24 protein-coding genes and 1 pseudogene are annotated in these 24,303 nt (G+C 35.3%); 24 read left to right on the forward strand and 1 reads right to left on the reverse strand.

The features are described from left to right. Positions 1-110 precede the first annotated feature (110 nt). The 5 genes from AAV98_RS00005 (at position 111) to AAV98_RS00025 (ending at position 4,032) form a co-directional block, all read left to right on the forward strand. On the forward strand, positions 111-803 hold the full coding sequence (locus tag AAV98_RS00005; protein WP_060663514.1) for a VanZ family protein: 693 nt from the start codon (positions 111-113) through the stop codon (positions 801-803). 249 nt (positions 804-1,052) lie between these two features. Beyond that, positions 1,053-1,289 (forward strand): DUF2651 family protein, encoded by a 237-nt coding sequence (locus tag AAV98_RS00010; RefSeq protein ID WP_060663515.1) that lies wholly within the window; start codon positions 1,053-1,055, stop codon positions 1,287-1,289. A 271-nt stretch (positions 1,290-1,560) separates the two neighbouring features. Further along, positions 1,561-1,908 (forward strand): PadR family transcriptional regulator, encoded by a 348-nt coding sequence (locus AAV98_RS00015; protein WP_060663516.1) that lies wholly within the window; start codon positions 1,561-1,563, stop codon positions 1,906-1,908. After that, positions 1,895-2,686 (forward strand): hypothetical protein, encoded by a 792-nt coding sequence (locus AAV98_RS00020; protein WP_060663517.1) that lies wholly within the window; start codon positions 1,895-1,897, stop codon positions 2,684-2,686. The genes AAV98_RS00015 and AAV98_RS00020 overlap by 14 nt, the downstream gene beginning before the upstream one ends. 899 nt (positions 2,687-3,585) lie before the next feature. Then, a complete protein-coding gene (locus AAV98_RS00025; RefSeq protein WP_060663518.1) occupies positions 3,586-4,032 on the forward strand; it encodes a hypothetical protein in 447 nt (148 codons plus the stop codon). 7 nt (positions 4,033-4,039) lie between these two features. Here the strand turns inward: AAV98_RS00025 and AAV98_RS00030 are convergent, their stop codons facing one another. Continuing rightward, positions 4,040-5,377 carry an aminotransferase-like domain-containing protein gene (locus AAV98_RS00030; RefSeq protein ID WP_060663519.1) on the reverse strand — a complete coding sequence of 446 codons (1,338 nt, stop codon included), beginning with the start codon at positions 5,375-5,377 and terminating at the stop codon, positions 4,040-4,042. A gap of 137 nt (positions 5,378-5,514) precedes the next feature. On the opposite strand from AAV98_RS00030, the gene blaOXA reads away from it, so the two are divergent. The 19 genes and pseudogenes from blaOXA (at position 5,515) to AAV98_RS00120 (ending at position 24,275) form a co-directional block, all read left to right on the forward strand. Further along, on the forward strand, positions 5,515-6,333 hold the full coding sequence (gene blaOXA / locus AAV98_RS00035; RefSeq protein ID WP_060663520.1) for a class D beta-lactamase: 819 nt from the start codon (positions 5,515-5,517) through the stop codon (positions 6,331-6,333). 374 nt (positions 6,334-6,707) lie between these two features. Beyond that, positions 6,708-7,178, forward strand: a complete 471-nt coding sequence (locus AAV98_RS00040; protein WP_060663521.1) for a DinB family protein — start codon at positions 6,708-6,710, stop codon at positions 7,176-7,178. Further along, complete coding sequence (locus AAV98_RS00045) at positions 7,160-7,417, forward strand: hypothetical protein (RefSeq protein WP_156317536.1); 258 nt, start codon at positions 7,160-7,162, stop codon at positions 7,415-7,417. Before AAV98_RS00040 ends, AAV98_RS00045 begins: the two co-directional genes overlap by 19 nt. Before the next feature lie 336 nt (positions 7,418-7,753). Then, complete coding sequence (locus AAV98_RS00050; RefSeq protein WP_331456859.1) at positions 7,754-8,107, forward strand: glyoxalase; 354 nt, start codon at positions 7,754-7,756, stop codon at positions 8,105-8,107. Positions 8,108-8,188: 81 nt separating this feature from the next. Then, positions 8,189-8,776, forward strand: a complete 588-nt coding sequence (locus tag AAV98_RS00055; protein WP_060663523.1) for a histidine phosphatase family protein — start codon at positions 8,189-8,191, stop codon at positions 8,774-8,776. A gap of 424 nt (positions 8,777-9,200) precedes the next feature. Continuing rightward, entirely contained in the window at positions 9,201-10,223 is a 1,023-nt protein-coding gene (locus AAV98_RS00060) for a LacI family DNA-binding transcriptional regulator (RefSeq protein WP_060663524.1), read from the forward strand. Positions 10,224-10,492: 269 nt separating this feature from the next. Further along, positions 10,493-14,545 carry an Ig-like domain-containing protein gene (locus AAV98_RS19740; RefSeq protein ID WP_082380698.1) on the forward strand — a complete coding sequence of 1,351 codons (4,053 nt, stop codon included), beginning with the start codon at positions 10,493-10,495 and terminating at the stop codon, positions 14,543-14,545. 683 nt (positions 14,546-15,228) lie between these two features. Further along, positions 15,229-16,182, forward strand: a complete 954-nt coding sequence (locus tag AAV98_RS00070) for an NAD(P)-dependent alcohol dehydrogenase (RefSeq protein WP_060663525.1) — start codon at positions 15,229-15,231, stop codon at positions 16,180-16,182. A 195-nt stretch (positions 16,183-16,377) separates the two neighbouring features. After that, the gene (locus AAV98_RS00075; RefSeq protein ID WP_060663526.1) at positions 16,378-17,049 is read left to right on the forward strand and encodes a hypothetical protein; all 672 of its coding nucleotides are present in this window, start codon (positions 16,378-16,380) and stop codon (positions 17,047-17,049) included. 97 nt (positions 17,050-17,146) lie between these two features. Continuing rightward, positions 17,147-17,338: pseudogene (locus AAV98_RS20885) on the forward strand (DUF6980 family protein); the annotation flags it as partial. Between the two features lie 100 nt (positions 17,339-17,438). Continuing rightward, positions 17,439-17,624 carry a hypothetical protein gene (locus AAV98_RS00080; protein WP_060663527.1) on the forward strand — a complete coding sequence of 62 codons (186 nt, stop codon included), beginning with the start codon at positions 17,439-17,441 and terminating at the stop codon, positions 17,622-17,624. A gap of 73 nt (positions 17,625-17,697) precedes the next feature. Beyond that, positions 17,698-18,405 (forward strand): MBL fold metallo-hydrolase, encoded by a 708-nt coding sequence (locus AAV98_RS00085; RefSeq protein ID WP_060663528.1) that lies wholly within the window; start codon positions 17,698-17,700, stop codon positions 18,403-18,405. A gap of 118 nt (positions 18,406-18,523) precedes the next feature. Beyond that, the gene (locus tag AAV98_RS00090) at positions 18,524-19,324 is read left to right on the forward strand and encodes a hypothetical protein (RefSeq protein WP_060663529.1); all 801 of its coding nucleotides are present in this window, start codon (positions 18,524-18,526) and stop codon (positions 19,322-19,324) included. Between the two features lie 344 nt (positions 19,325-19,668). Further along, on the forward strand, positions 19,669-19,887 hold the full coding sequence (locus AAV98_RS20890) for an NUDIX domain-containing protein (protein WP_231687655.1): 219 nt from the start codon (positions 19,669-19,671) through the stop codon (positions 19,885-19,887). Positions 19,888-19,976: 89 nt separating this feature from the next. After that, positions 19,977-20,831 carry a GNAT family N-acetyltransferase gene (locus tag AAV98_RS00100; protein ID WP_060663985.1) on the forward strand — a complete coding sequence of 285 codons (855 nt, stop codon included), beginning with the start codon at positions 19,977-19,979 and terminating at the stop codon, positions 20,829-20,831. Between the two features lie 178 nt (positions 20,832-21,009). Continuing rightward, on the forward strand, positions 21,010-21,459 hold the full coding sequence (locus AAV98_RS00105) for a WapI family immunity protein (RefSeq protein WP_060663531.1): 450 nt from the start codon (positions 21,010-21,012) through the stop codon (positions 21,457-21,459). Between the two features lie 300 nt (positions 21,460-21,759). Beyond that, a complete protein-coding gene (locus AAV98_RS00110; protein WP_060663532.1) occupies positions 21,760-22,239 on the forward strand; it encodes an HIT family protein in 480 nt (159 codons plus the stop codon). A gap of 257 nt (positions 22,240-22,496) precedes the next feature. Next, positions 22,497-22,940 carry a hypothetical protein gene (locus tag AAV98_RS00115; protein WP_060663533.1) on the forward strand — a complete coding sequence of 148 codons (444 nt, stop codon included), beginning with the start codon at positions 22,497-22,499 and terminating at the stop codon, positions 22,938-22,940. A gap of 654 nt (positions 22,941-23,594) precedes the next feature. Beyond that, positions 23,595-24,275, forward strand: coding sequence for a DUF3885 domain-containing protein (locus AAV98_RS00120; RefSeq protein ID WP_060663534.1), 681 nt, complete (start codon positions 23,595-23,597; stop codon positions 24,273-24,275). Positions 24,276-24,303: the final 28 nt, after the last annotated feature.

Raw genomic sequence — 24,303 nt, forward strand, 5'->3', positions numbered from 1 at the left:
GATTGTAGCATAGCTTATCGCTTCTTACTTATGAAAAATAATGAAGGCCTTCAACTAAAAAAGGTATTAGCAATATTAAAATGTATTTAAATTGAGAAGGGAGAAATGGAATGTTAAAGCACAATTTCAATAAGTGGTATAGTTTGTTAGCTGTGCTTATTTACTTTATTTATGCTTACAATGCTAATATTTTTGAAAGAACTGCATTAGATTATTTTGATTTAATAGTTAATTTCGGGCTAATGATGTTAATAACAGTATGGATAGTTAGTAAATCAACAGTCGAAAGTATTTTGGAATTTATAATTTTATTTTCACTGATCCTATATTTATTCGTCCTACATTCATATGTAACTTACGTTGATATTTCTTATTATTTTAATCAAGAATTTATCGGTAATCCATTTGTGAGTATGGAAAAGATAAATTTAATCCCCTTCTATACAATCTATAATGATTTATTTGGAACAGTCGTTGCACTAGTAACAATTATACAAACCATTGGTAATCTATTTTTGTTGTTACCATTGGCGTTTGCATTATTGTCATTGGGATTATTAACTAACAAATATAAAGTAGTTTTGACTATATTTTTTACTTCGATGTGTATAGAAGTATTTCAGTTTTTGGTAAACTTTAGTGTTTCCGGATATTTGTACTCTGAAGGAGGTTATCGTGCTGTTGATATTGATGATGTCATACTAAACACAGCAGGTGGAATAGTCGGAGTTCTAATTTTTATTATTTATAACCAGCTCGTAACTAACAAAATCACAAACAATAAAGTCTCGACATTAAATTAACGTAATAGGGTATCTCATTTATGTTTTATAAAAATAACGGAGATTGTGAATTATTTACTTAATGTAACGGGGCAGTTAGTTCAATAACAGTATGCTGCAATCTAGGAGCTTTTTTGGAAGATTTGTGAAGCCCATATCTTAATTAACGATTCTCTGCAATCGTGCTCGATTGTTTTAAACGGTTGCGCCGTATTCGAGCTAAATTGTTGAGGAACTCTCCGATGAACTTTATAAAAAGAGGTGAAAAAAATGGAATTTTTATTGGTACTTTTCATTTTCCCTGCTGCTGTTATTGTAGCTTCAATCATTGGAATTCTTTTGTTTAAAAAGTGGTTTATAGTTCCAGCGTTAACATTAGTTGTTTTTGCAATCTTAATGTTTACATTATTTAATGAATCATTCTTTATTTGGGTAGTGGTTTATACAATTCTTTCGGTCATTATTAGTTTGATAGTGAAATTTACCAAAGTGCTATTTATCCGATAAGAGGCAATACACCTTTATTCAATTACCGGGCGCCATTCTTGATAAAGAATCGGTGCTCATTTTGTATTTTAGGGCCATTATATGGAACAACCATTTTATATGAAGCTGACTCAAGTCTAGAAATTATCTGGTTCTAGAGAACTAAAAGATTGGAAAAAACAGTTCATATCACCTACAATTAAAAGCCATGATTTTATGGCTTTTCTTTTTAATTATTACATTGTAATGCGAGGTAATTTGTATTACTATATAAAAGAAAGGAGGAAATAATTTGCAGATTAACAAAGAATTACTAAAGGGGCATATCGATACCATAATTTTGTCTCTATTAATAGATAGCGATTTGTACGGATATCGAATCTCACAAATTGTGAGAGAAAAGACAAACAACAAATTTGAACTTAAAGAAGCAACTTTATATATTTCTCTAAAGAGACTAGAGAAAAATAAGTGTTTGAAATCTTATTGGAATCATGAATCAGGACCTGGAGGGAGAAGAAAGTATTATCATATTACACAAGAAGGTAAGGAAGTTTTGAAAAATAGTCAGGCAGAATGGACGTATGTTAAAAAGACAATTGACTTATTTTTGGAGGCGGTTAATATTGAAGAGAATTGATGAATACATTAATAAACTATTTGAACATACTAATCTTAACGATAAAGAAATTATTGAGACAAAAGCTGAAATTAAGAGTCATTTATATGAATCATATCGTCACTTAGTACATAATGAGAATGTTCCAGACGAAGATGCACAACAAATAGTCATTGAACGTTTTAAAGAAGAAGATTTCTTACAAGCACTTTTAAAAGAAACTAACAAAAAACAAAAATTAGCTTTCAGGAAAGGATTTTTAATAAGTTTATTATGTTTATTTATTGGGATTAGCCTTTACTTTACTTTCCACAAAATAAGTGTGGATATGGTAACACAGCAATCAGATGTAACTGGTAGCATTATCACATTGTTACAAAATAAAGAAGAAATAGATAGTAACTTAGAAGATGAAATAATCTATACACTTCAAAAGAGCGTCATAAAAAATATGGATATATATAAATTAGAAGATAGTAATAATTTATTAAATAAACCGAACGAACCAAGTTTTGTCTACGAAAGAGATTATTACTTTGCGGAGCCGATATATAGGTCCTTTCACGAAGGTGGAGTAAGAAGAGATGGATGGGCTATCGAAACAAAATACAGTCATTTTTATGAGCTTGCAAGTTTTTGTCTAGTCTTCGGGGTGTTATCTTATTGGATCACATTTACAATATGGGCTACATTAAAAGCTTACTACTTAAGGAAATCACCGTTTGTTTGGGGTATTGTATTCTTGTTAACGAATATATTAGGTTATATATACTTCGATATTAGCAGAAGAAGAGATTGACCGTTTCCTCGGCTACTAATGTTGCTGGGAACCAAGTCCTTCAAAAGCAGCACATTGTATGATATTTTGTTACTAACCTGTAAAGGAAAGTATTCCATACTAAAAGCATTTCTCTGAGAGATGATTCTCACTTGAGATTAAGTGAATCGTTTCAGGAGAAGTGCTTTTTTGTGCCTTAAAACAAATTATAGGAGGATTGGATTGTGAATCACTTAAAGAAATAGTACAGAGTAGTGTGTGTCAATCAAAGAAGAAAACGGGATTGGGACAATGAGAAGGACTGATTTAGTTTGAGTAAAGGTCTCATGTAATCGAGTTATCATTGACTCCCAGATGTATTCTATTCTTCCGATTAACACCAGTAGGAGTGGAAATAAGGGGTTCCGTTTTGGGAGAGAAAATAACAAAAAGCAGGATAAGTAGCAATATAAATAGCAGGCTTATTCGCAAACGAATTAGACCTGTTTTTATTATTGTTAAATCAATGAATATACCTGTTCTGGCACTGAATTAGCTCTCCAATTAGCACCCAAATCTGCAAGCGTACAATAAATGGATATTACCCAGCTAAAAAAAGGCGCCAAATAGGGTGTTAAAAGACTTACCAATTCACAACCTGTTCCACTCAATAACTACTATTAAATCCATCTTACAAGGAGTTTTATGATACAATTGTAAATATTGGATATTCTATTAAAGGGCGCAATTATCTAATATTGCGTCCTTTTTGTATTGAAAAATGATTGTCAGATCTGAGGATATTTGAAATAATTGGTATTAAGTTAAAGGTTTGTGGAATAAGAAGTAAGCTGCACGGTTTTAATTTACAGTTATGAACAATTGAAGAGGTGAATTGATGAGGCAAATTATAGGAGTAAGTATCTAAGGAGTTGAAGAATATGTTTTCTAAGAAGAAACGTTCAAAAAAATATAGATATGTGGAGCTTTTTCTTACTTGTATAATGTTTATTGTAGCTATCATGCTCTTAGAGTTACCTAAGTTTACACTCGTTATAGTTGGGGTAGTTCTACTTCTCCAAATATTAAAAATTGAAACAAAATATCCAAAAAAAAAACAAAAAGCCATTAAATTAAAGGCTTTTGTTTTTTTCTTTATAAATAGTAATTTTGCTCAAATAGTAGTATCCGTCATTAGAACCTGTTCGCTTTTACACATAATTTATTATAGCCAATTCCTTATTCAAGAATCGGGAGCTTTAATCGAAGTTCACTTTACAAGTTCTCTCGAATTCAAGTCTTCATGGAAAGGGCGCTTTTTTGGAGAAACGAAAAAAAGTCCAATTTCTCAATTACAACTCCGAGAAATTGAGCTTTTTTATATTTGATTTTTACCTAACGTTGTAAATCTCCTATCACTTCCCCAATCCTTCTCACTCCAATCGGGATTTTCCGATCCTCCACCTGTGATACGCTCAACCGTATTCGATTCTCCTTCTTATACTCAGGGAGATACATATTAGTTGCATCCTGAACCAGTACATTCTTCTTTTTGAGATGTTCCACAAGCTGCTTTGCTTTCATTCCTCTAGGAAGTTTAATTGTCGAGTAGAAACCAGAGTCACCGCCTGTAAATGAGGCCTCGGAAGGGAGGTGGTCGAGATAGGCCTGTTTGAGTATGGTGCCTTTTTTCTTATATTGCCGTCTAAGCTTTTGAATATGCGCGTTATACATTCCGCTGCTTAAGTAGATTTCAAGAGCACCCTGAGTCAGGACAGGTGTATGCACGTCAGCTGCAAATTTTGCCCTTGAAAAATCTTTTAACAGTTCTTCAGGCAAGACGGCCATTCCCAATCTTAAGCCAGGCAATAAGACCTTTGAGAAGCTCTTTGTATAAATCACTCTCCCGGATGGGTCGTAAGCAAACATGGGATCTGCCTTTCTTTTTGTATCGAGATCTCCCATATAGTCATCCTCAATTATGTACACATCATATTTCTGTGCCAATTTCACGATTTTCTTTTTTTCCTCATTTGTGTAGCTGTAGCCTGTTGGATTCTGGAACCTTGAGACTGTATAAAAGAATTTGATGCTTCTTGCCCTAAATACTTTTTCTAAATAATCGAGGTCAATGCCATTCTGGCTTATTTCGATGCCAACAGCTTTCAAGCCGCGGGAAGTGATTGAATCGATAAAACTAAAATGGGTTGGCTGTTCAACACAGATTTCTTCTTTTCTATTCGGGAATGGGAGTGAGACTAAAAGATCGAGTGCCTGCTGAGAGCCTGATACAACACATATCCTTTTTGAAGAGGCAAATACCTGCAGATCCTGCAGCTGCTGTGCAAGCTGATATCGAAGACTTTGTAATCCAAGCGGTTCAGAGTATTGAAACATTTCTTCTTTATAAAGATCAATTGCTTGATTCATACAATGCTGATAATCCTGATAAGGCATTTTCCTTTTATCAGGGCCTGCTGAGGAAAAATCAATGAACATTGGGTCGGACTTGTTCAGCTTGTCGCTACCAACCAAAAAGTAACCACGCTTCGGAACGGAGTATATTTGATGTGTTTTTTCTAATTCAGCATAGGCCTTTAAAATGGTATTGATGCTGCAATTCAATTCTTTTGCAAAGCTACGGATTGAAGGGAGTTTCCCCCCAGGCTGCAGCCATCCAGCCTTGATTCTGGATTTAATTTCACCAATGATTTCTTCGTATATATACCCCATGCTTGTCCTCCTCTTCATGCATCTGTATGGGTACAGACGGCAAAAACATTCCTTTTCTGTGCCTGTCGGACTACTTATAGTATAAGGGAACACCAAAGGACTGACATCATGAAAATTCTATTTTGTGAGGAGGAAATATGATGAAGTGGATGAGAAGTGCAGGTTTAGTATTACTTTCTGTGTTTTTGCTAATTGGTGGAACGGGAGCTTCTGCTATAGCTGAGCAGAAAAACACAAAGAACCTGGATATTGAGGGGCTATTTAACGGAAAAGAGGGTACGATGGTTCTAAAAAATCTTAAGAATGAGCAGGTATATGTCTACAATAAGGAGAGAAGCAAAGAGAGATTCACGCCTGAGTCGACTTTTAAGATAGCGAATGCGCTGATTGGCTTGGAAACCTCTGCAGTAAGAGATGAATATGAGGTAAAGCGCTGGGATGGTGTGGGAAGGCAATTCGAAAACTGGAACAGGGATCACTCGCTTGCATCTGCCATGCGGGAGTCGGCAATATGGTATTACCAGGATCTTGCAAGAACCATTGGGAAAGCAGAGATGCAAGAAAACGTTAATAAGATGAATTATGGAAACCAGGATATTTCAGGAGGAATCGATACATTCTGGCTGGACAGCAGCCTTGAAATCTCAGCATTCGAGCAAACGTGCTTTATTGAAAAGCTGGTAGAGGAAGAACTTCCTTTTACCGAGAAGAATATAAAAACAGTCAAAAGAATGATGATCCAGGATGAGCAGGATGTATATACCATTCATGGAAAAACAGGAACAAGGCTTTCTGACATGAGATTGGGCTGGTATGTAGGATTTATTGAAAATGAAAAGGGTATATGGGTGTTTGCCGTCAATATTGATGGATCTGGTACAGAAGCGAAGAATATTGCCGTGGAAGTATTGAAGGAGAAGGATATTATCAGAGAAGGAAGGGACGAATCGAGATGAGATGATGATGAAATGGACTGAAGATATCTGGAATACTTGGAAACATTATCATGAATGGACGAGAAACATAAGCGAGAAAAAATTTTTTACACTTAATGTTAACTAATCCACCAATATTTATGGTAAATTATGTCGCACTTGATATTATTATGCTAATTGCTAGATTTTCTTTAACATCAGTGGAGGATATACCTTATTTAACGATCTTCAGCAAACGGGCGCTATTCCATAGGGATTTGCGCTCAATTTGCATTTTATGAACAGATAGTTGAAGAAGAAATAGCAGGTAGTTTTATAAAAATGCAGAATCTTAAATAGAGGTAATTTATTTATTGGGATTTTTGAAATTCTAAACATTCATGGAGGCGATGACTTTGAAACGAATTGACTTACTTTTAAACGTACTAGATTCCACATTTAATAAAGAGAGTTGGTATGCTCCGTTTATACATGCTATAGAAGGACTTACAGCTGAACATGCTATCTGGAAACCATCTGGAGAGGCAACCAAAAACATTTGGGAGAACGTTAATCATCTAATTTACTACAAAGAGAGACTTTCTGCAAAATTGGAAGGTCGTGAATGGACCCATAATCTCGACGGTGATGAAACCTTTTATCTTACCGATCAATCTATTGATGATAAGGAATGGATGAAAGTCGTTGAACGTTCGGAAAACGCTCAACGCAATTTAAGAAAGGTATTGAGTAAAATTTCCGATCGAGGGCTTGATCAAAATTCACTTGAGGGGAAATTACTAGACATCATGCTTCATGATGCTTATCATACAGGACAAATTATTCAATTAAGAAAAATGCAAGGATCTTGGCCATCAAATCGTTGACGATTTTCTTTATAAGTATTTTAGTAACAGCCGCAGTTTGTTTCATTCCGGTGATTGGCAATAGAGAAATGGAAAATTACCATGCTTATGGTTTCCCTTTCGATGCAATTCATGTTCATGAAAAAGCTGGAGGGATTTCAATTGCAAGTTTGGGACCGTATGTTAATCTAGCGTTGTTCTATTTCTTAATTTGGTTTATATACAAAAGAGTGATGAAATCCAAAAAAGCAGAAGTGTAATTTCAACCCGGAAGGATTCCCGGGTTTTTCTTTTTGAGGAATGTTGGTAAGGATCTTAGGTTGCAATTAAATATGCTTTGCCCCTACCTATACCCACCTCAATGCAAAATAGGTGAACAAGTGTGAGAGGGCTAGAAAGAGCATCCGGGAGATAATCACTACTGGGTGTTTCTTTTATGAAAAGAAAACCCATAAAGATAGGCGCTCATTTTTGTTTAATCCTGGTTGGAATATCTTATTGTAGGAATTTTTAGATTATGAAACAATTGGTATTAAGTAATAAAGTAGCGTTGCTAGAGAACAGTTATATAAATTTCTAAGTTAAGGAGAAAAAGGATGAAGAACCTTCTAATAGAATCACACTGTATATTTCCATCTCACGATATATTAAAAACTGCAGGTTTTTATGAACAGAAAATGGGTTTCAAAGCTGTTCATTTTTTGAAAGCAAATGAACCACATATTTGTTTGTCTCGTGATACAACAGAGATAATCTTAACCAAAACTAATGGTCAAAAAGTAATTTCGAATAGAGACCTATATGGTAATGGATATGATGCTTACTTTAAGAATCAAGAAGAACTCCAAGAAGAGTTGATTAATTCAAATGTTAAAATAGCCCGTTCCTTAGAAAATACTGATTACAATAATAAAGAATTCGTAGTTGAAGATATCGATGGAAATGGATAGCCTTTGGAATTATAGTTGGTTGAGAAGTTTAAGGTTAGAAGGAAGAAGAAATATATTAGTAACTTTTTTGGGGGAAATCTTATGAGTACGTTTATTTATATGGTGAGACACGGAGAATCGCCAAAGGAAGGGAATGAAAGAACAAGAGATTTAACGGAAAAGGGTCATTTAGATGCTCAAAAAATAACATCAATATTAATAGATGAAGATATTGATGTTGTTTTCTCAAGCCCGTATAAACGTTCCATTTTAACTGTAGAAAAATTAGCAAAACAAATAGGACAAGAAGTTTTAACTTTTGAAGATTTAAAAGAAAGAATATTTTCTTCTGAAGACAATCGAATATCTGATAAGGAATTGATTCCGCTGTTGGAGAAGTCATTTATTGACCCAAATTTCGCTTTAGAAGAAGGAGAATCTAATGCTGATTGTCAAGAAAGAGCGATAAAAGTTTTAAAAGAAATATTAGATCTTTTTAAAGATAAAAAATTAGTAATAGGTACTCACGGGGCTGTTATGACCTTGATGATGGGACATTTCGATCGCATTTATGACTTAAATTTTTTACTTAGCACATCAAAACCTGATATTTATAAAATGGAATTCAATGAGCAGGAATTAGTGAATGTTCAAAGATTATGGGGTGTTAATATACGAGATAACAAATAAAAATCACTTTTTTTTATCAACTAAAGGGCGCTTTTCAGTAGTAACGAAAGCGCCTTTTCCTATGTTTCCCAAACTCTATGTACTATCCTAAACTAAACCATTCCACTAGATTGTTGAATAAAATCGTATAAAACCTACTTTTCTAGTCAATGTTATTCCTAAGTTTAATTGGTTTGTAAACTAGGAGAGTGAAGTAGAATGTTGTTGTCAAAAGTTTGGGAAGAGTTGGTGGCTTTTTATAGTTATAGCGGGTATTCAGTTAACGTTTCCTACCCAAATTTGTAGATAGTAAAATCTAGCAAATAAAGTTATAATAGTGGACAATAACGGAAGGTGGTATGAAATACCCTGTTTTTCTTTAAAGTGTAGATGGGTAAATATGCCTGTCCCCTCAACCCTCCGTTCAATCTTTTAGGAGGAACCAATGGATATTTTTGATATTGCAAAACTCGCCAACGTTTCGAGAAAAACGGTTCAGCGGGTGTTAAATGACTCGCCTCAGGTAAAGAAAGAAACACGTGAGCGCATTATTACTATTATGGCGGAGCATAATTACCACCCTAACGTCTCTGCTAGACGCTTAACAAAAAAGAAAACGAAGACGCTAGGTTTATTTATCATTCAGGATCCAGAGAAAAATAATATATATGCAGATGACCTCTTTTACAGTACGGTAATCAGCAGTATGATCAGCTCTTGTGCGAATCGTGGTTACAATGTGCTTGTAACGACTTCAACGCTTACCGACACCGCACCTATTCTGAAGCTCTACAGGGAGAAAAGCATTGATGCAGGCATGATTATCAGCTGGTCATGCGTACAAAAAATTGTAGATGAAATTAGGGAAGCTGACTTTTTAGTAGGTGTATTTGATCAGAATAATATTTCCCCAAACCAGCAGCATGTGCCTATTCCTATGCTGTTAAATAAAGAATCAGCCCTTCTTGCGACGGAATACCTGATTGAGCTTGGTCATCAAGAAATCGGAATTATCACTGGCGAACTGGAAAATCGTGCTGCCATGGAACGTCTTCAAGGATATAAAGAGGCTCTTCAACGGGCAGGCATTAAAAATGGCCCTGTTTTCGAAGGGAGCTTTGTAGAACAGTCAGGCTATGAAGCAACGCTAGAATGGATAGGAAAGGGCACCCTCCCAACTGCTATTTTCTGCTCTAATGATCTGATTGCTATCGGTGCATTAAAGGCCTTAGGAGAACATGAAATTGCAGTACCAAAACAGATTTCTTTAATCGGTTTTGATAATGTTCGGCTGACGGAATATACAAATCCCTCTCTGACTACCATGCATCTACCTAGAATGGAAATGGCGGAATATTTGGTGGAGCAATTGATTAGTCAGGTAGAGGATGGATACCCTGCACCTGAACAATTTTTCAAGGCCACTTTGGTTGAACGTGATTCCTGCGCACAGCCTGTATCGACGTGAAAAGGCACCTTTTTAACTAAATCCAACACCATCAAAAGCATTCATTATTGTAAAAAAATGTTGTAATAAATAATGAATGCTTTTATAGTTATATACAAATGTCCCACGTAGGACAAAATGACGAAAGGGAGACTATTTGTTTTTCAGGTCAATGTTTATAAGTTTTTTGAAAGCGCTAACACCAGCAAGTTGTGTAAGAAGTCATGAGGTCATTCTTTTTGAGAAAAGATTTACAAGGGGAAGAAAATTAGACGGGAGATGTGTAACTATTGAGCAAATCAAAAGCTAAGAGAATGAAAATGTTGAGTGTTATTTTAGTGATGAATATGCTTTTAATCAATTTAGGGGTTTTAAATGGTCAAGCTGAAGGGGGAAAGCCTACTTCGCAAGTCATTACTTCGATGACTGCAGTTGGTGCTACTACCATTCAAGTAGGGATGGATGGAGGAGTGGGGTTTCAGTTCCCCAATTTTAATAATGGAGCTTCTTTTGAAGAGGTAAAGAATGATATCGCTCTATTTGTTAAGGAAGGAAGTAATGATTGGGTACCAATCGATAATAATGCGGCTAGTGGCTGGATTTACGATGTGAATTTTGGAAACTGGTGGGAAGGACCGGGTGGCTATTGGTTTAATCCGGTAGAAGAAACGACCAAAGTAAAAGTCGCATCCAAAACAAATACTAACATTTTTGTTGAGTATACGTTAAATGTTACGCTGGCAAATCCTCAAGTCATAACGTCCATGGCTCCTGCTGGTGCGACTTTATTGGATGTATCACCTTCTGGTGGAGTTGGATTTGAATTTCCGAGATTTAATAATGGCGCAACGTTTAAGGACGTAAAAGATGATATTGCACTTTTCGTAAAGCAAAATGATGAGTGGGTTTCCATTGACAATAATGCTGCGAGTGGCTGGATTTATGACAATAACTTTGGAAACTGGTGGGAAGGACCGGGTGGCTATTGGTTTAATCCGGTAGAAGAAACAACCGTTTTTAAAGTGGCATCTAAAACAAATCCGGATGTATTTGTAGAGTACACATTAAAAGTTACTGTGCCTGTAAGAAACTCCCATACCATCTCAAATTATGACGGAAGGTCAACTTTTGAAGCCGATGAAAATGGGGCAATCGGTTTACCTCTTCCCAAAATAGATGGGGGAGCCGCTATTAAAAAAGAAGTGGATAACTTTGTATATGAAGTGAAGGTTGATGGTGAGTGGGTAAACATCTTAGAGACTGACTTCAGATATTCCGCTAATGGGTACAATAGAATGTCGTCTGCCAATCAATGGGGATATTGGACGGACTACATCTTTGGCCTTTGGTTCCAACCTATTCAAGAGGACGTAGACTTACGTATAGGATACCCCCTGAACGGTGAAAAGGGTGGAGACATTGGAGCCAACTATGTTCAGTACAAATTTATTGGTAACCCTGATGCCTTTCGTCCTGATGAGGTAGCATTAGATGATATTGAAATAGGGACATCTACAGATTCAGAAATTGCAGGCTGGGAATTAGTCTTTAATGATGAGTTTGAAGGGACGGAATTAGATACTAACAAATGGAATTATGAAACGGGTTACTATCTAAATGATGATCCAGGAACATGGGGCTGGGGCAATAATGAACTTCAGCATTATACAGATAGTGAAAATAATGTTTTTGTAGAAGACGGAAACTTAAATATTATGGCACTTGATGATCCTGCTACATTTCCTCAAGATCCAGAGCGTGTAGCACCATACTCTTCAGGAAAAATTACGACACAAGACAAGTTTACTTTTAAATATGGAAGAATTGATTTCAGCGCGAAGCTTCCTGCAGTTTCTGGAGCTTGGCCGGCACTTTGGATGATGCCAAATGATAATGTATATGGAGGTTGGGCATCTTCTGGTGAAATAGATGTTATGGAAGCCAGAGGGCGTGTTCCTGAATCCACAAGCGGTGCAATCCACTTTGGTGGGGAATGGCCATCTAATCAGTATCTTTCAGGTGAACAAACTTTTGAGGATGGCGGAAGAATCGATACAGACTATCATGTCTATAGTGTCATTTGGGAGGAAGATACCATCAGTTGGTATGTGGATGGAAACTTCTTTTATAAAGTAACTAAAGAGCAATGGTTCTCTGCAGCGGTCAGAGACAATCCGCTTGCACCTTTTGATCAAGACTTTTATGTCATCATGAACCTTGCGCTTGGCGGCTGGTTTGACGGTGGAAGAGAACCATCTATAGAAGATTTCCCAATTACGATGCAAGTAGATTATGTTCGTGTGTATAAGGAAGAAGAGCGAGAGGAAGAAGAACCAGTTAATGTCCCTGTAACGGGCGTGAAAATGAACAAAAGCGAAGTGACATTAACAGCAGAAGGTCAAAAGACAACACTTTCAGCAACTGTTGCACCATCTAATGCTACCAATAAAAAAGTAACATGGTCATCAAGTAATCCAAGTGTAGCGACAGTAAGTGGCACTGGTGTTGTTACGGCACTGAAAAATGGGACAACCACTATTACTGTAACGACAGAAGACGGTAACATGGTAGATACAAGTACCGTTGTTGTAGATATCATCCCGCAATTAACACAAGATCAAATTTTCCCATTGAAAAATGGGTCGTTCAGTCAACAGCTTACCAACTGGTCAGCTTGGAGCTGGAATAAAAACGATAGCTTTATCGATGAGATCCAAGTAGTAGATGGAATAGCAAAAATTAATGTTCCAAAGTTTGATGCTAGTGGTACTGGCGCAGAAAAATGGGCGGTACAATTCAGGCAAAAAAACCTTCAGCTTTTAGAGAAAAAAGAGTATCTAGTTTCCTTTGATGCTAGTTCAACTGTCGCTCGTGATATGGAACTGGTCGTTCAAAATAGTGCCTATAATAGAGTTTTAGAAAAAACTATATCTTTAACTTCAGAGAGTAAAAGATATACCTATTCATTCAAAGCGACAGCAGAAGAACTAGTGGAACTGAACTTTCTACTAGGAAAATATGCTGATTATGACCAGCATGAAGTTACAATTGATAACGTAGTGCTTGAAGTAAAAAACGCTCCTACAAACAAGATTAAGAATCATACTTTTAAAGAAGGTGCCTCTTCATGGGAAGTATGGTCGGATGTTGGAGCAACTTCAAAGATTAATGAGGAAAAGCATGAAATTACAATTCCGTCATTAGGTAATGAATTCTGGAGTATTCAATTTAGTCAACTTGGTCTTCCATTAGAAAATTCCAAGTCGTATAGACTAGTATTTGATATGTCATCTACTATTGATAGAAAAATAGATGCCATATTGGAAAGTGCAAGCTATGACAAATATTTATGGGAAACGGTAGAAATAAACGAAGAGTCAAATACCTATGCCATAGAATTTACGCATGATAAAAATACTGATCTTGCTGCAAAGCTTGTGCTTGCATTAGGGAAGGTGGAAGGACAAGAGGCGATAGGAGAGCATGTCGTTACGATAGATAATGTCTATTTGTACGAAATTTCTGCCTTACCGGCTGAAGACCCGGAGGATCCAGTAGTTCCAGATAGAGAAGGCTATGGGGTAGGAACAATAAAAGAAAACTCCGTGGAATTCTATGTGGCGGATGTTCCTTGGGCGATTATTAGTTACATTAAAAATGGTACAACTCAACAAAATATCATGATGCATAAAAACGGTGAAGATGTAACTTACACATTAACTGGCGTCAAAGAGGGCGATGAAATCAGATATTGGTTTACGTATGGGTTAGAAGCTGGGGGACAAGCTGAATATCCTGAGCAAGTTTACACGCATAAATTTGAGACCGCACCAGAACCAGAACCAGAACCAAGGCCAGAAGCACCAATCGTTAATACAATTTCTAACCTTACCAAGAAAGTAACGGGTACTGCAGAAACAGGAGCCGTGGTAACCGTTCAGATTGGAAAAAAGAAGTATACGGAAACCGCCAATAAAAAAGGCAAATTCAAAGTTAAAATCCCAGTTCAAAAAGAAGGAACATCTATTACTATCACAGCAACAGACGCAGATGGAAAAATAAGTGAAGCTGTTACTGTAGAAGTCGTGGATGAAATTGCTCCTTCCACTCCAAAAGTAGATAAAATTTATAGCAACACTACTTCTGTGACAGGAAAAGCAGAGGCATTTACCACCATTACGATTACAGTGGGCAAAGAGGTCATCGGAACCTCCAAAACAGACAAGAACGGCAATTTCGAAGTTACCATTTCTAAACAAAAGAAATCTACGGAACTTAGCGTTACCGCTACGGATGCTGCAAACAATACTAGCAAAGCGAAGAGAGTGAAAGTGAAAAAATAAAAAGAATAACCCCCTTTCCGCATAACGGATAACCCGTTCAGTTGAAAGGAAGAAACCCATAAATTGCAAGGTAATTTGCGATACAATTTGCATAGCATTTTGTATCGCCTTTTTTTATTGAAATATCATTGTTTTTATTGATTTTGCACGTGAATTTGGATGCTAATATGCAACCCAATTTGCAGTACCACATAAAATTATGGGGTCTTGCAGTTTGAACTATATATTATGTAACAATTTTACCGCCAAAGTCGTTATAGCACCCTGCTTATGATAAGCTATGGTTAACAGAATTTTCTAAATGGTGGGCTGCCACTGACGTTCAATTATAGAGCAGGATAATTGAATAAAACCTCGAAACAAAACAGGATATTTATATTAATATCACTTCTGATTATGAAGAAATGTACTTAAACTAAAGTGGCAGGTTAGCTGAAGAAGAACTAGAATAAATGTAAAAATAAGACTGATTTTTTGAGTGAGAAAATTATGAATTCTTAAAAGGGTTATTTATTGCAATCCATTCGTAAATCCTTTGCTTGCCCCTTTAAGATTTTTTGAGTGGAGATCTAAAATAGGGTAGTTTGTAAAAAAGCTAGATGCCATAATGTTTAAATGGTACAAAGATAGAAGGTGGGAAAGTTTCAATTAAATAAAATACAAAATTCTTGGAGGTAATGTAGGTGAAAGCAGCGGTTTACAGTACTTATGGTCCCCCTGAAGTTATAAGTATTAAGGACGTCGAAAAACCAACTATCAAAGAACAAGATAGGGTATTGATTCGTGTACACAGTGCCTCAGTCAATACATTAGACTACTTGTACAGAAAGGGTTATTTACCAACAAGAATGGATAATGGACTAACAAAACCTAAGAGTCCCATACTAGGCATAGATGTTGCAGGGACTATTGAGGCTGTAGGTGAAAATGTACACAAATTTAAGGTTGGTGATAATGTTTTTGGGAGTTGCTTTGGATCTCATTCTGAATATGTCGCTCCTCGTGAGAATTTCCTAAGTCATATGCCGAAAAACATAACTTTTGAGGAAGCGGCTGCTATACCGTGTGCTGCTCAAACAGCGTTACAAGCATTACGAGATGTAGCTCAGGTAAAGCAAGGTCAAAGAGTGTTAATATATGGAGCTTCTGGCGGAGTAGGGCATTTCGCTGTTCAACTTGCAAATTACTTTGGGGCTGAGGTAACTGCTGTTTGTAGTACCTCAAATTTAGATTGGGTCAAGAAACTTGGGGCACAGTATGTCATTGATTATACCAAAAAAGATTTCACGGATAATGGAAATAAATACGATGTTATTCTGGATGCAGTTGGTAAACGAACCTTTTTCAGTTGTTTACACTCTTTAACCGAGAATGGTCTTTATATTACGGAACACCTATTTTTTCCTAAGTACCATCCTTTTCAATTGATGATAGGATCATTAATAGGTAGCAAGAAAGCAAAAATTCATTTTACGAAACCGAATGCTAGGGATTTGGATTTCCTAAGGGATCTTGTGGAGGAAGAAAAATTACGACCTGTTATTGAAAAATGTTACCCTTGGGAACAAATTGTAAAGGCACACGAGCACATTGAAACTGGACGTACAAAAGGAAAGATAGTTCTTAGAGTCAAATAGGTTGGATATATTTGATGATGTGAATTCCATCTTAAACAAACAGGGCCTTTTATTGGTTGTGAAAAAGTGTACTTTATCAAACGGGCTCGATTGCGGCATAGTGGATCGCTCCTTACTTAAGAATTGGGCAGTTTAGTTTAACAAGTCCAAATGATAAGATAAAAGAAATGATGGTAAATTTCGGGGTGGTGCAAAATGGATAACTGGAGGAATATGGCGATTTGGTTTGAACAAATACCAGATAATCTTCAATCTCATATAAACTTAAAAAAAGAAAAATTTAATGAGATTCAGCTTGAAAACATTCAATATTTAACTCTTTGGCATCATAAAAAGAATAAGTTGGGAAACTTTATTGGTTTTCCAGAAAATCTCCTTTATCTAGAATTAAACTGGTCCAATATACAAGATTTTCTTTGTATAGAAAAAATGAATAAATTAAAGCGTTTAGAACTACATAATTGTACTAAATTAAAAAATGATTTTGGTTTGTCTGGGTTAGCCGATACGCTAGAACATTTACATATTAATCAATCCAAGAAATTTGTACCAAATGAAGAAATATTCTCTCTGAGGAATCTTCGGGTTCTGTGTCTTAATTCTTGTGGTAATCTTGAGAATTTGCATTTTTTAAATCAATTTCCTAACCTTATTGACTTTAGATTTGTTGATACTAATGTGTTAGATGGTGACTTAACACCGATTTTAGACCATCCTACAATCCGAAGTGTTGGCTTTCTAAATAAGAGACATTACAATATCAAAGATGATAAGATGGATGCTCTATTAAAGGAAAAAAATGGTGGAGAAGAATTTGAAACTGTTATCAAGTATGGAAATTATGAGACTTGTAGATATATTTATTAATTCAAATTGTTATTGAACTAACGCGGGCTTAACTATAAAAAGGATAAATTATTGAAAAAACATTGTTCGTAAAACGATGACATAACAGGTCAACTCTAAATGCGAGGAACAAACCAATCCATTTAATTGCTCAGATAATCTAATATATTCCAATAACCAGTTTGATGAGTATGGGTTAATAATTAACGAAAGTGGTAGTTCTAGTTTACATACATATATATTATTGTCTGCAATCGGGCGCAATCCTGTAACAAGGATTAGCGCTTTTTTTTGCGAGGATGATAAATAAATTATTGTAGGAATTTTTAGAATATGAAATAATTGGTATTAAAACCATTTAGCAGCAATCAACTTAAAGAATGCACTAAATTAAAAGGGGGATAAACAAAATGATAGTACTTTTGGGGTACATAGTACCAACAATAGTAGCGACATTTTTTATTGGATTTTTTGCACCTTTAGTTGGAATGGGAGTGGGTTTTTTTATTCATATAATCGTACTACAATTAAGAATTTTAAAGAAAATAGATCGACTTATGGATAGGTTAGATGCTAGTGAAAATATTAATTCTTGAAATTTATCTTTAGGTAACCTGAGCAAAAATATTGAAAAGGGTTGTCGAGTGTAAACAGGGAGGGGATTTTTTTTTGAAATACTACTTCGAAAAAATAACGGATCATGTGCATGGCTTTCTCTTATGGGATGAATCGTGGAATTCTTATAATAACTGTTATTTGGTAATGGGAGATAATGGCTATACACTTATTGATTCTGGTAAAGAAGAGCACTTTGATTACCTAGAAGCCTCCATGAAAGACATCAATCTAAATAAAGAGGAGATTTTCGCATTCATAGCTACACACGGTCACAAAGACCACATCGGCGGACTATCCTTTTTAGAAAACATTAAAAGTTATATTCATAGTGAAGATCTCAGCCTAGTGCCGGAAAAGCTGAAAACCAATCTTACAGGAACGCTCCCTGATAATGGTATGGTTATCAACGGGTTGGAGTGTATCATCCTAGGTCATCATACACCAGGCTCGGTTGCTCTTTTTCATCAAGAAAGTGGTGTGCTGTTTTGTGGAGACCACCTTTGTTTCTTTGGTGAGCCTTTGCCAAATGAAAAAGTTGCGGGTAATGGGAAAGAAATGAAGGATAAATACGTAAAGTTCATCTCGGAGTGGGCAAAAAACGAGGAGATGAGAAATAAGCATCATTTTGAGTTGTTTATGGAAGGGCTTAATAAACTTAGGGAGATTAAGCCAAGTATCCTTTGTACAGGGCATGGGGTTGTGATTAGGGATGATGTGGATTCTTTCTTATTAGACCTCATCCAGGGCCAGTTTGTATAGTTGAAGAAACGGATAATTATCTTGAAATCCAGTCTTTAACAATCGGGTGCCATTCTTAAAGAAGAATGGGTGCTATTTTTGTATTTTAGGGGTAATTAAATTTACTGGGGGAAGAGCAATGTTTCCTATTGGAGAACAACCAGAGTTTATTAAAGATCTAAACCAATTTGAAGAGGTTCCAAGTGAGATTGCTATACAAGGAAAAACCAAAAATCTTGAACGACTGAAGGATTTGTCTGGTATTGAAAAGTTATGGTTGTTCAGTGTAAATCAAGAAGAGTTTGATATAATTCTTCAATCCGTAAGGCCCAAAACACTTTATGTTTACGAAATGAGGGTAGAAGATCTATCTTCATTGGAGCTTCTTTCAGATACTGAAACATTATATTTATGTTGGAATACAAAAGCGACCAAGTTGTGGGATTTAAATAAAAATTTTCACCTCAAGACTTTGTCCCTTGAAGATTTCAAGAGATTAAACAGTTTGGACCCTTTACAGCATTGCCCAGCCCTTGAGGAGTTACATTTATCAGGTGGCATATGGAACACATTAAATATTGATACCCTAGAACCCCTCAAGCAACTAAATGCCCTTAAATATTTAGGATTATCTAACATACGGGTAAAAGATGAATCCTTGGAGCCTTTATCGTATTTACTCAATTTAGAGGAACTTGAAGTATCTAATCAGTTTCCTACAGAAGAGTTTGCAAGGTTATCCGTTGCCCTTCCTGATACTAAATGTGATTATTTCACGCCTTATGTAAAATTAAACGATCCTATAGATGGAAAAGATATTATGGTTATTGGTAAACGCAAACCTTTTTTGAACTCATCTACCGATACAAAAAAGCTCCAAAAATATGAGGGTGTATTTAAAGTGTTCCAAGAGAAGCATAAAGAGCAGTACACTAAATAGAATCTTCTTGTGAAATACCAGGTGGATTCCTGTAGCAAAGAACGCAATGTTTTGTTATTAAACATACCACTAAATAGAAGCTTCAATAATCTTTCACAATCGGGCGCTATCCTGTAACAAGTTTCAGCGCTCGTTTTTCATATTGACCTAAGGAAATATCTTATTGAAGGAATTTTTAGATTATGAAATAATTGGAATTAACCAAAGGTAAGTATTTTGGGAAATTGACATGTTGAGAGATGTAAAAAAATTGGGGAGCGATATATATTAAAGAATGGCATGGATCTGCAGCGATTTGTTTTAATGAAAATAATGAAGTTCTTATGGTAAGAAGTAATGATTCTATGGGGTGGAGTGTCCCATCTGGAGGAATTGAAATAGGCGAGACACCTGAAGAATGTTGCATAAGAGAAGTAAAAGAAGAAACAGGATATGAGGTTAGAATTATAGAAAGGTTGTTTATAAAAGAGAGTGTAATTAAGGGGATAAATGTGAACACTCATTACTTTAATGTAGAGAAAATAGGAGAGAGCGAAGGGATTAATGACCCTGATAAACAATAATTGAAGCTGCTTGGAAGACTTTATTAGAATTAGATAATTTGATACATATGTATCCTGAAGATTTAGAAACAATTCAAAGGGTGTTGAAAATGAAATTTAACGTTTATGAGAATGCTCATGATTTTGAGAAAAAGATCGATTCGTTTTTATTGGAAAAGGAAGATGTATTCAGTCTTTTTTATGGTGTACTGCAAGCGATTAAAGCTGGTAATTATGAGAATCCATTTATGGCAACAATTGAGGAAGACGGAAATGTGTTAGCCTTTTTCCAAATGACACCACCGCATCCGTTAAATATTATTATTGTCGATGAAAACCGTTTAGATGAAATAATTGATTTCTTCATAAAAAATATGGTCGATCTTAAAATTGAATTTCGTTCAATCATCACTTTGAAAGAGTGGGCATACAAAGTTGCGGAGAAGTGGGAAGATAAAACAGGTAAGGCTCATCAACTGCTTATGGACCATGGATTGTATCGATTAGATACGATTAATGAAATGCTAGTACATAGTCCAGGTTCTTGGCGATATGCGGAAGAAAGTGATTCTGCAATTATCGAGAAGTGGTTTAACTCATTCGAAAATGATGCAGGACTTTCGACTTCGCCAATGGAACAAGTGAAAAAACGTGTTGCAATGTTTCTAAAGGAACAAGAGATCTTTATTTGGGAGGACAAAGGAAAAATAGTGTCAATGATGAAAAAGTCACGTCCTACTAAGAACGGTGTAACCGTTAGTTTGGTTTTTACTCCAAAGGAAGAACGCAAAAAAGGATATGCTCGGACGCTTGTTACGGCGGTATCAAAAGAACTGCTTAAAGACTTCAACTTTTGCGTCCTATACACAGATTTGATGAATCCGACATCAAATAAGATATATAGAGAAATTGGCTATGAAAGGATTGCAGACTCTGTTCATCTAGGCTTTGATAAAGGCGAATAATTCAGTTTTAATAACTACTCAATATTAAATCGAACCTTCAATTATCGGACGCGCTTTAGGAATATGAAGTGTGTCTTTCTGTTTTTTTTGCTTTCTGGGATAAAGCAATCGAAAAAATATTTCGGATTTTGATATGTTTGAATAAGGTAGTTTAATGAAGAGGAATGAGATGATTTAAGTGTATGCATTTGAACTTGGAGGAAAAAAGGGACATATTCGAATTGAGTTAGTTGAAGTATTAGGCTTTCCAGAAGAAACAAGTTATTTGGGTGGCTATGATGTTAAGGGGAAAATCGAAATAAGAAGTGGGAATTATTACTTATCGGATGCCGAGCTTTGGTTTTCAACAGGTCAAATATATAATTTCTATCACCAACTACTTAAAAGCTACAATGAGTTAAAGGGTATTGTTTATTTTCAAAATCCCGATTCATCAGAGCTTAAATTAGCGATTGAATTTACTGAGTTAGGTCAACTTTCAATACATGGCAGTTTCCAAGAGTATCTATCGGAGGAGAATTCTTTACATTTTGAAATTGAAAGTGAACAGAGCTATTTGACTTCTACACTGGCTGATTTAAAAAAAATAGTGGATCATTATGGTGGAAATGTAGGAGTAAAGAAATAATGCTTGTTTTCTATAGTAAATGCGTTTTCTTTTTACAACTCTATAGTATCTTCAATCTTCGTCAATTGGACGCTATCCTGTAACAAGAATCAGCGCTCATCATTATTTGCACTGGATGAAGATTAACATATTGTAGGAACATTTAAATTATGAAATAATTGGAATTAACAAACGGTCAGGATACTTCAATAATATATCCGTTTGCAACTTTGATAATAGGATTTATCATAGTACTATTCTTTTTTTTATATAGAAGACTGAAGAAAGATTTTTTAAGACAGCATGATAAGGGTGGATAAAATGAATACATATGTTGAAGACGAGTGGAAAAAAGATAGGATTGCATCGGCACATAGTGGTGATAACCCAATGATTATTGTACGAATGAAAAGTGGTTTTGCAGCTATTGGAGATACACAGTTCTTACCTGGTTACACTGTATTGTTACCCACAAAACCATTTAGATCACTAGAAGAACTTAATGTGAAGGAACGTAGTGACTATTTGTTGGATATGAGTTTGATTGGAGAAGCGATAGTGGAAGTTTGTAAACCTAGAAGAGTTAACTATTCCATTTATGGCAACACAGATGCTTACTTACACGCACATGTTTTTCCTCGATATAATTGGGAACCTAAAGAAAGAATTCCATATCCTGTCTGGCAATACTCTAGTGAAAAATGGAGCGATCCAAAATATAAATATACTTATGAATGCCATGGAGAAATCAAAGAGCAATTAAGAATCAAAATCCAAGAGTTAATGAAAAATTCATATTGAGGAGTAAGTAAGGTGTGAAATTTTACTGTTATTCCGCAAAAGGGCGCCATTATTGAAGAAGAATCGGTGCTCATTTTGTATTTTAGGGCCAGATAATGGAATAAAACCTTTTAGAAAAGAAGTGAAATATAGATAATATTGTGACTGATTACACTTAAACTAAAGTTGCAGGTTAATAGTAGAAGCTGCCGATACCAGCAAATCCAAATTATGATAATCTTAGCTTATTAAGGTTTTCTTTTTAAGGGGAGTTATTAATGATTGAGATAATATACGATGTTAGTACCCTTGAAGGTTCTTGTTATATAGAAATTCTCCCTGACAAGTATAAAGGAGATTGTTGGAGTAGTTCTTCTATTTTCTTTTCAGAAGATAACTTTAGCTATATAATGCCTATCTTCGAAAAGTGCTTTGGAAAATTTGATTATTATGCCTTCAATGAAATAGATATTGAAACGTGGAAATCGATTATAAAGGAATTGCAAAAGATGAAGGATTGTCTATCTAATAATCCTAAACCAAATTCTCTAAAAGCTGTTATTGGGTTTCCGTTCATCTACTCAGAGGAAGAATTTATGGGAAAATTTACGGAAAACTATGATAAGAATATACAGCAGCTTATAACTATGATTACGGAATTCCAAAATTGGATAGAAGCAAAAATCCCTTCAACTAAGGTTATATCCGTTTTAGGAATGTAATTAAATAAGTATGAATCGAGCAGTAATCTAGCTGAATATGCATTTATTCATATGAGTTTGTTAAGCAGTATACTTAAGCCAAAGGACGCATTTACGTAGCAATGACATCTATTTATGGAAGTGATATGTTTGTCTCAACCAAGATTTAAAATGAAGAAAATTTGGACTGATGTAGATTTTTTTGAAGTAAACCTATCATTATCCTGAAATGGTTGTAATGTAAATATGGATATATATTTAGATAACGGACATTTAGAAGAACTGCAAAAGGGTATTGATAATTTTGCAAATCAAATTGGAAACAGGGAATTCACTTGAGTAACAGGACATCTAAAATACAACGCACTTCTTATCGATGAGGTTTTTTATACATGATAAAAGAGGCGTTGTAGGTATTGAGTTTAAGATAGACAACAAGTTAGAACCCCAGTATAATATGCGAACTAACTTCTATATCCTTACTGAAATAAACCAGTTGGACGATTTGACAAGGACGCTAGGGGAATTTATAAAAGAAGAAATTCATGAATTAGAAAGTTTTAAATAAATAAAGTTTACTCAACAACCGGGTGCCATTCTTGGAAGAATAGGTGCTCAATTTTTATTTTTGATCCAGATTATAGCATGAAAATTAAAACTGAATGGGGGATTAGGATGAATGACCTTTCAAATAAATTAGAACAATTTTTAAAAAAACATTTTGATGATCTCGTTTTAGCGCCGGGGTTGTTTTATTCCTGGAGATATGGACTGCGTTTTGAAATTTCCAACCCTGATTTATCTTTTCAGGAAAAGGCTAATCTTAAGCAAGTTTATGAGCGTAGTACGGATATATTTAAAAGGGTATTCGACGAAAATGATGAAGTTTTATTAGTGACCAATGTGTACTGTCACAAAGCAAATACTTTCCTTCAAAGTAAGCCATTAAATGTGTACAGAAAGTATGTTAAGAACAGGAAATCATTAAACAAATTAAGGCATGACGTTTTGCCAAGTATCGAGTGGGATGATGAAAAAAGCGATGAATATGAAAATGAAGTTACTCATCGTTTTATATTTCAGTGCAAAAAAAGTGAAGTTCGCTATAGACAGCTTTTATTGGCGATAAGTTACGAAGACTTCGGGCATCAATCTTGTATTTTAAAAAGCTCTCCTAGGAATGGGTACGATATCTTTTTTTTGAACATATCCAAAAAGATTATTTATCATTTATACGATGATCGTGGATGTGATGTTATAGCAGCAGATAGAGAACATATACGCTTACTCTATGAAGTTCGCAATGAATGGATACTTGACTATGACCGAGACAAAATAGACAGCACATTCAGCTAAGTAGGGTTGTTAGCGTCAATGCTAAACA

Source organism: Bacillus sp. CHD6a (assembly GCF_001293645.1).
GTDB lineage: Bacteria > Bacillota > Bacilli > Bacillales > Bacillaceae_I > Sutcliffiella_A.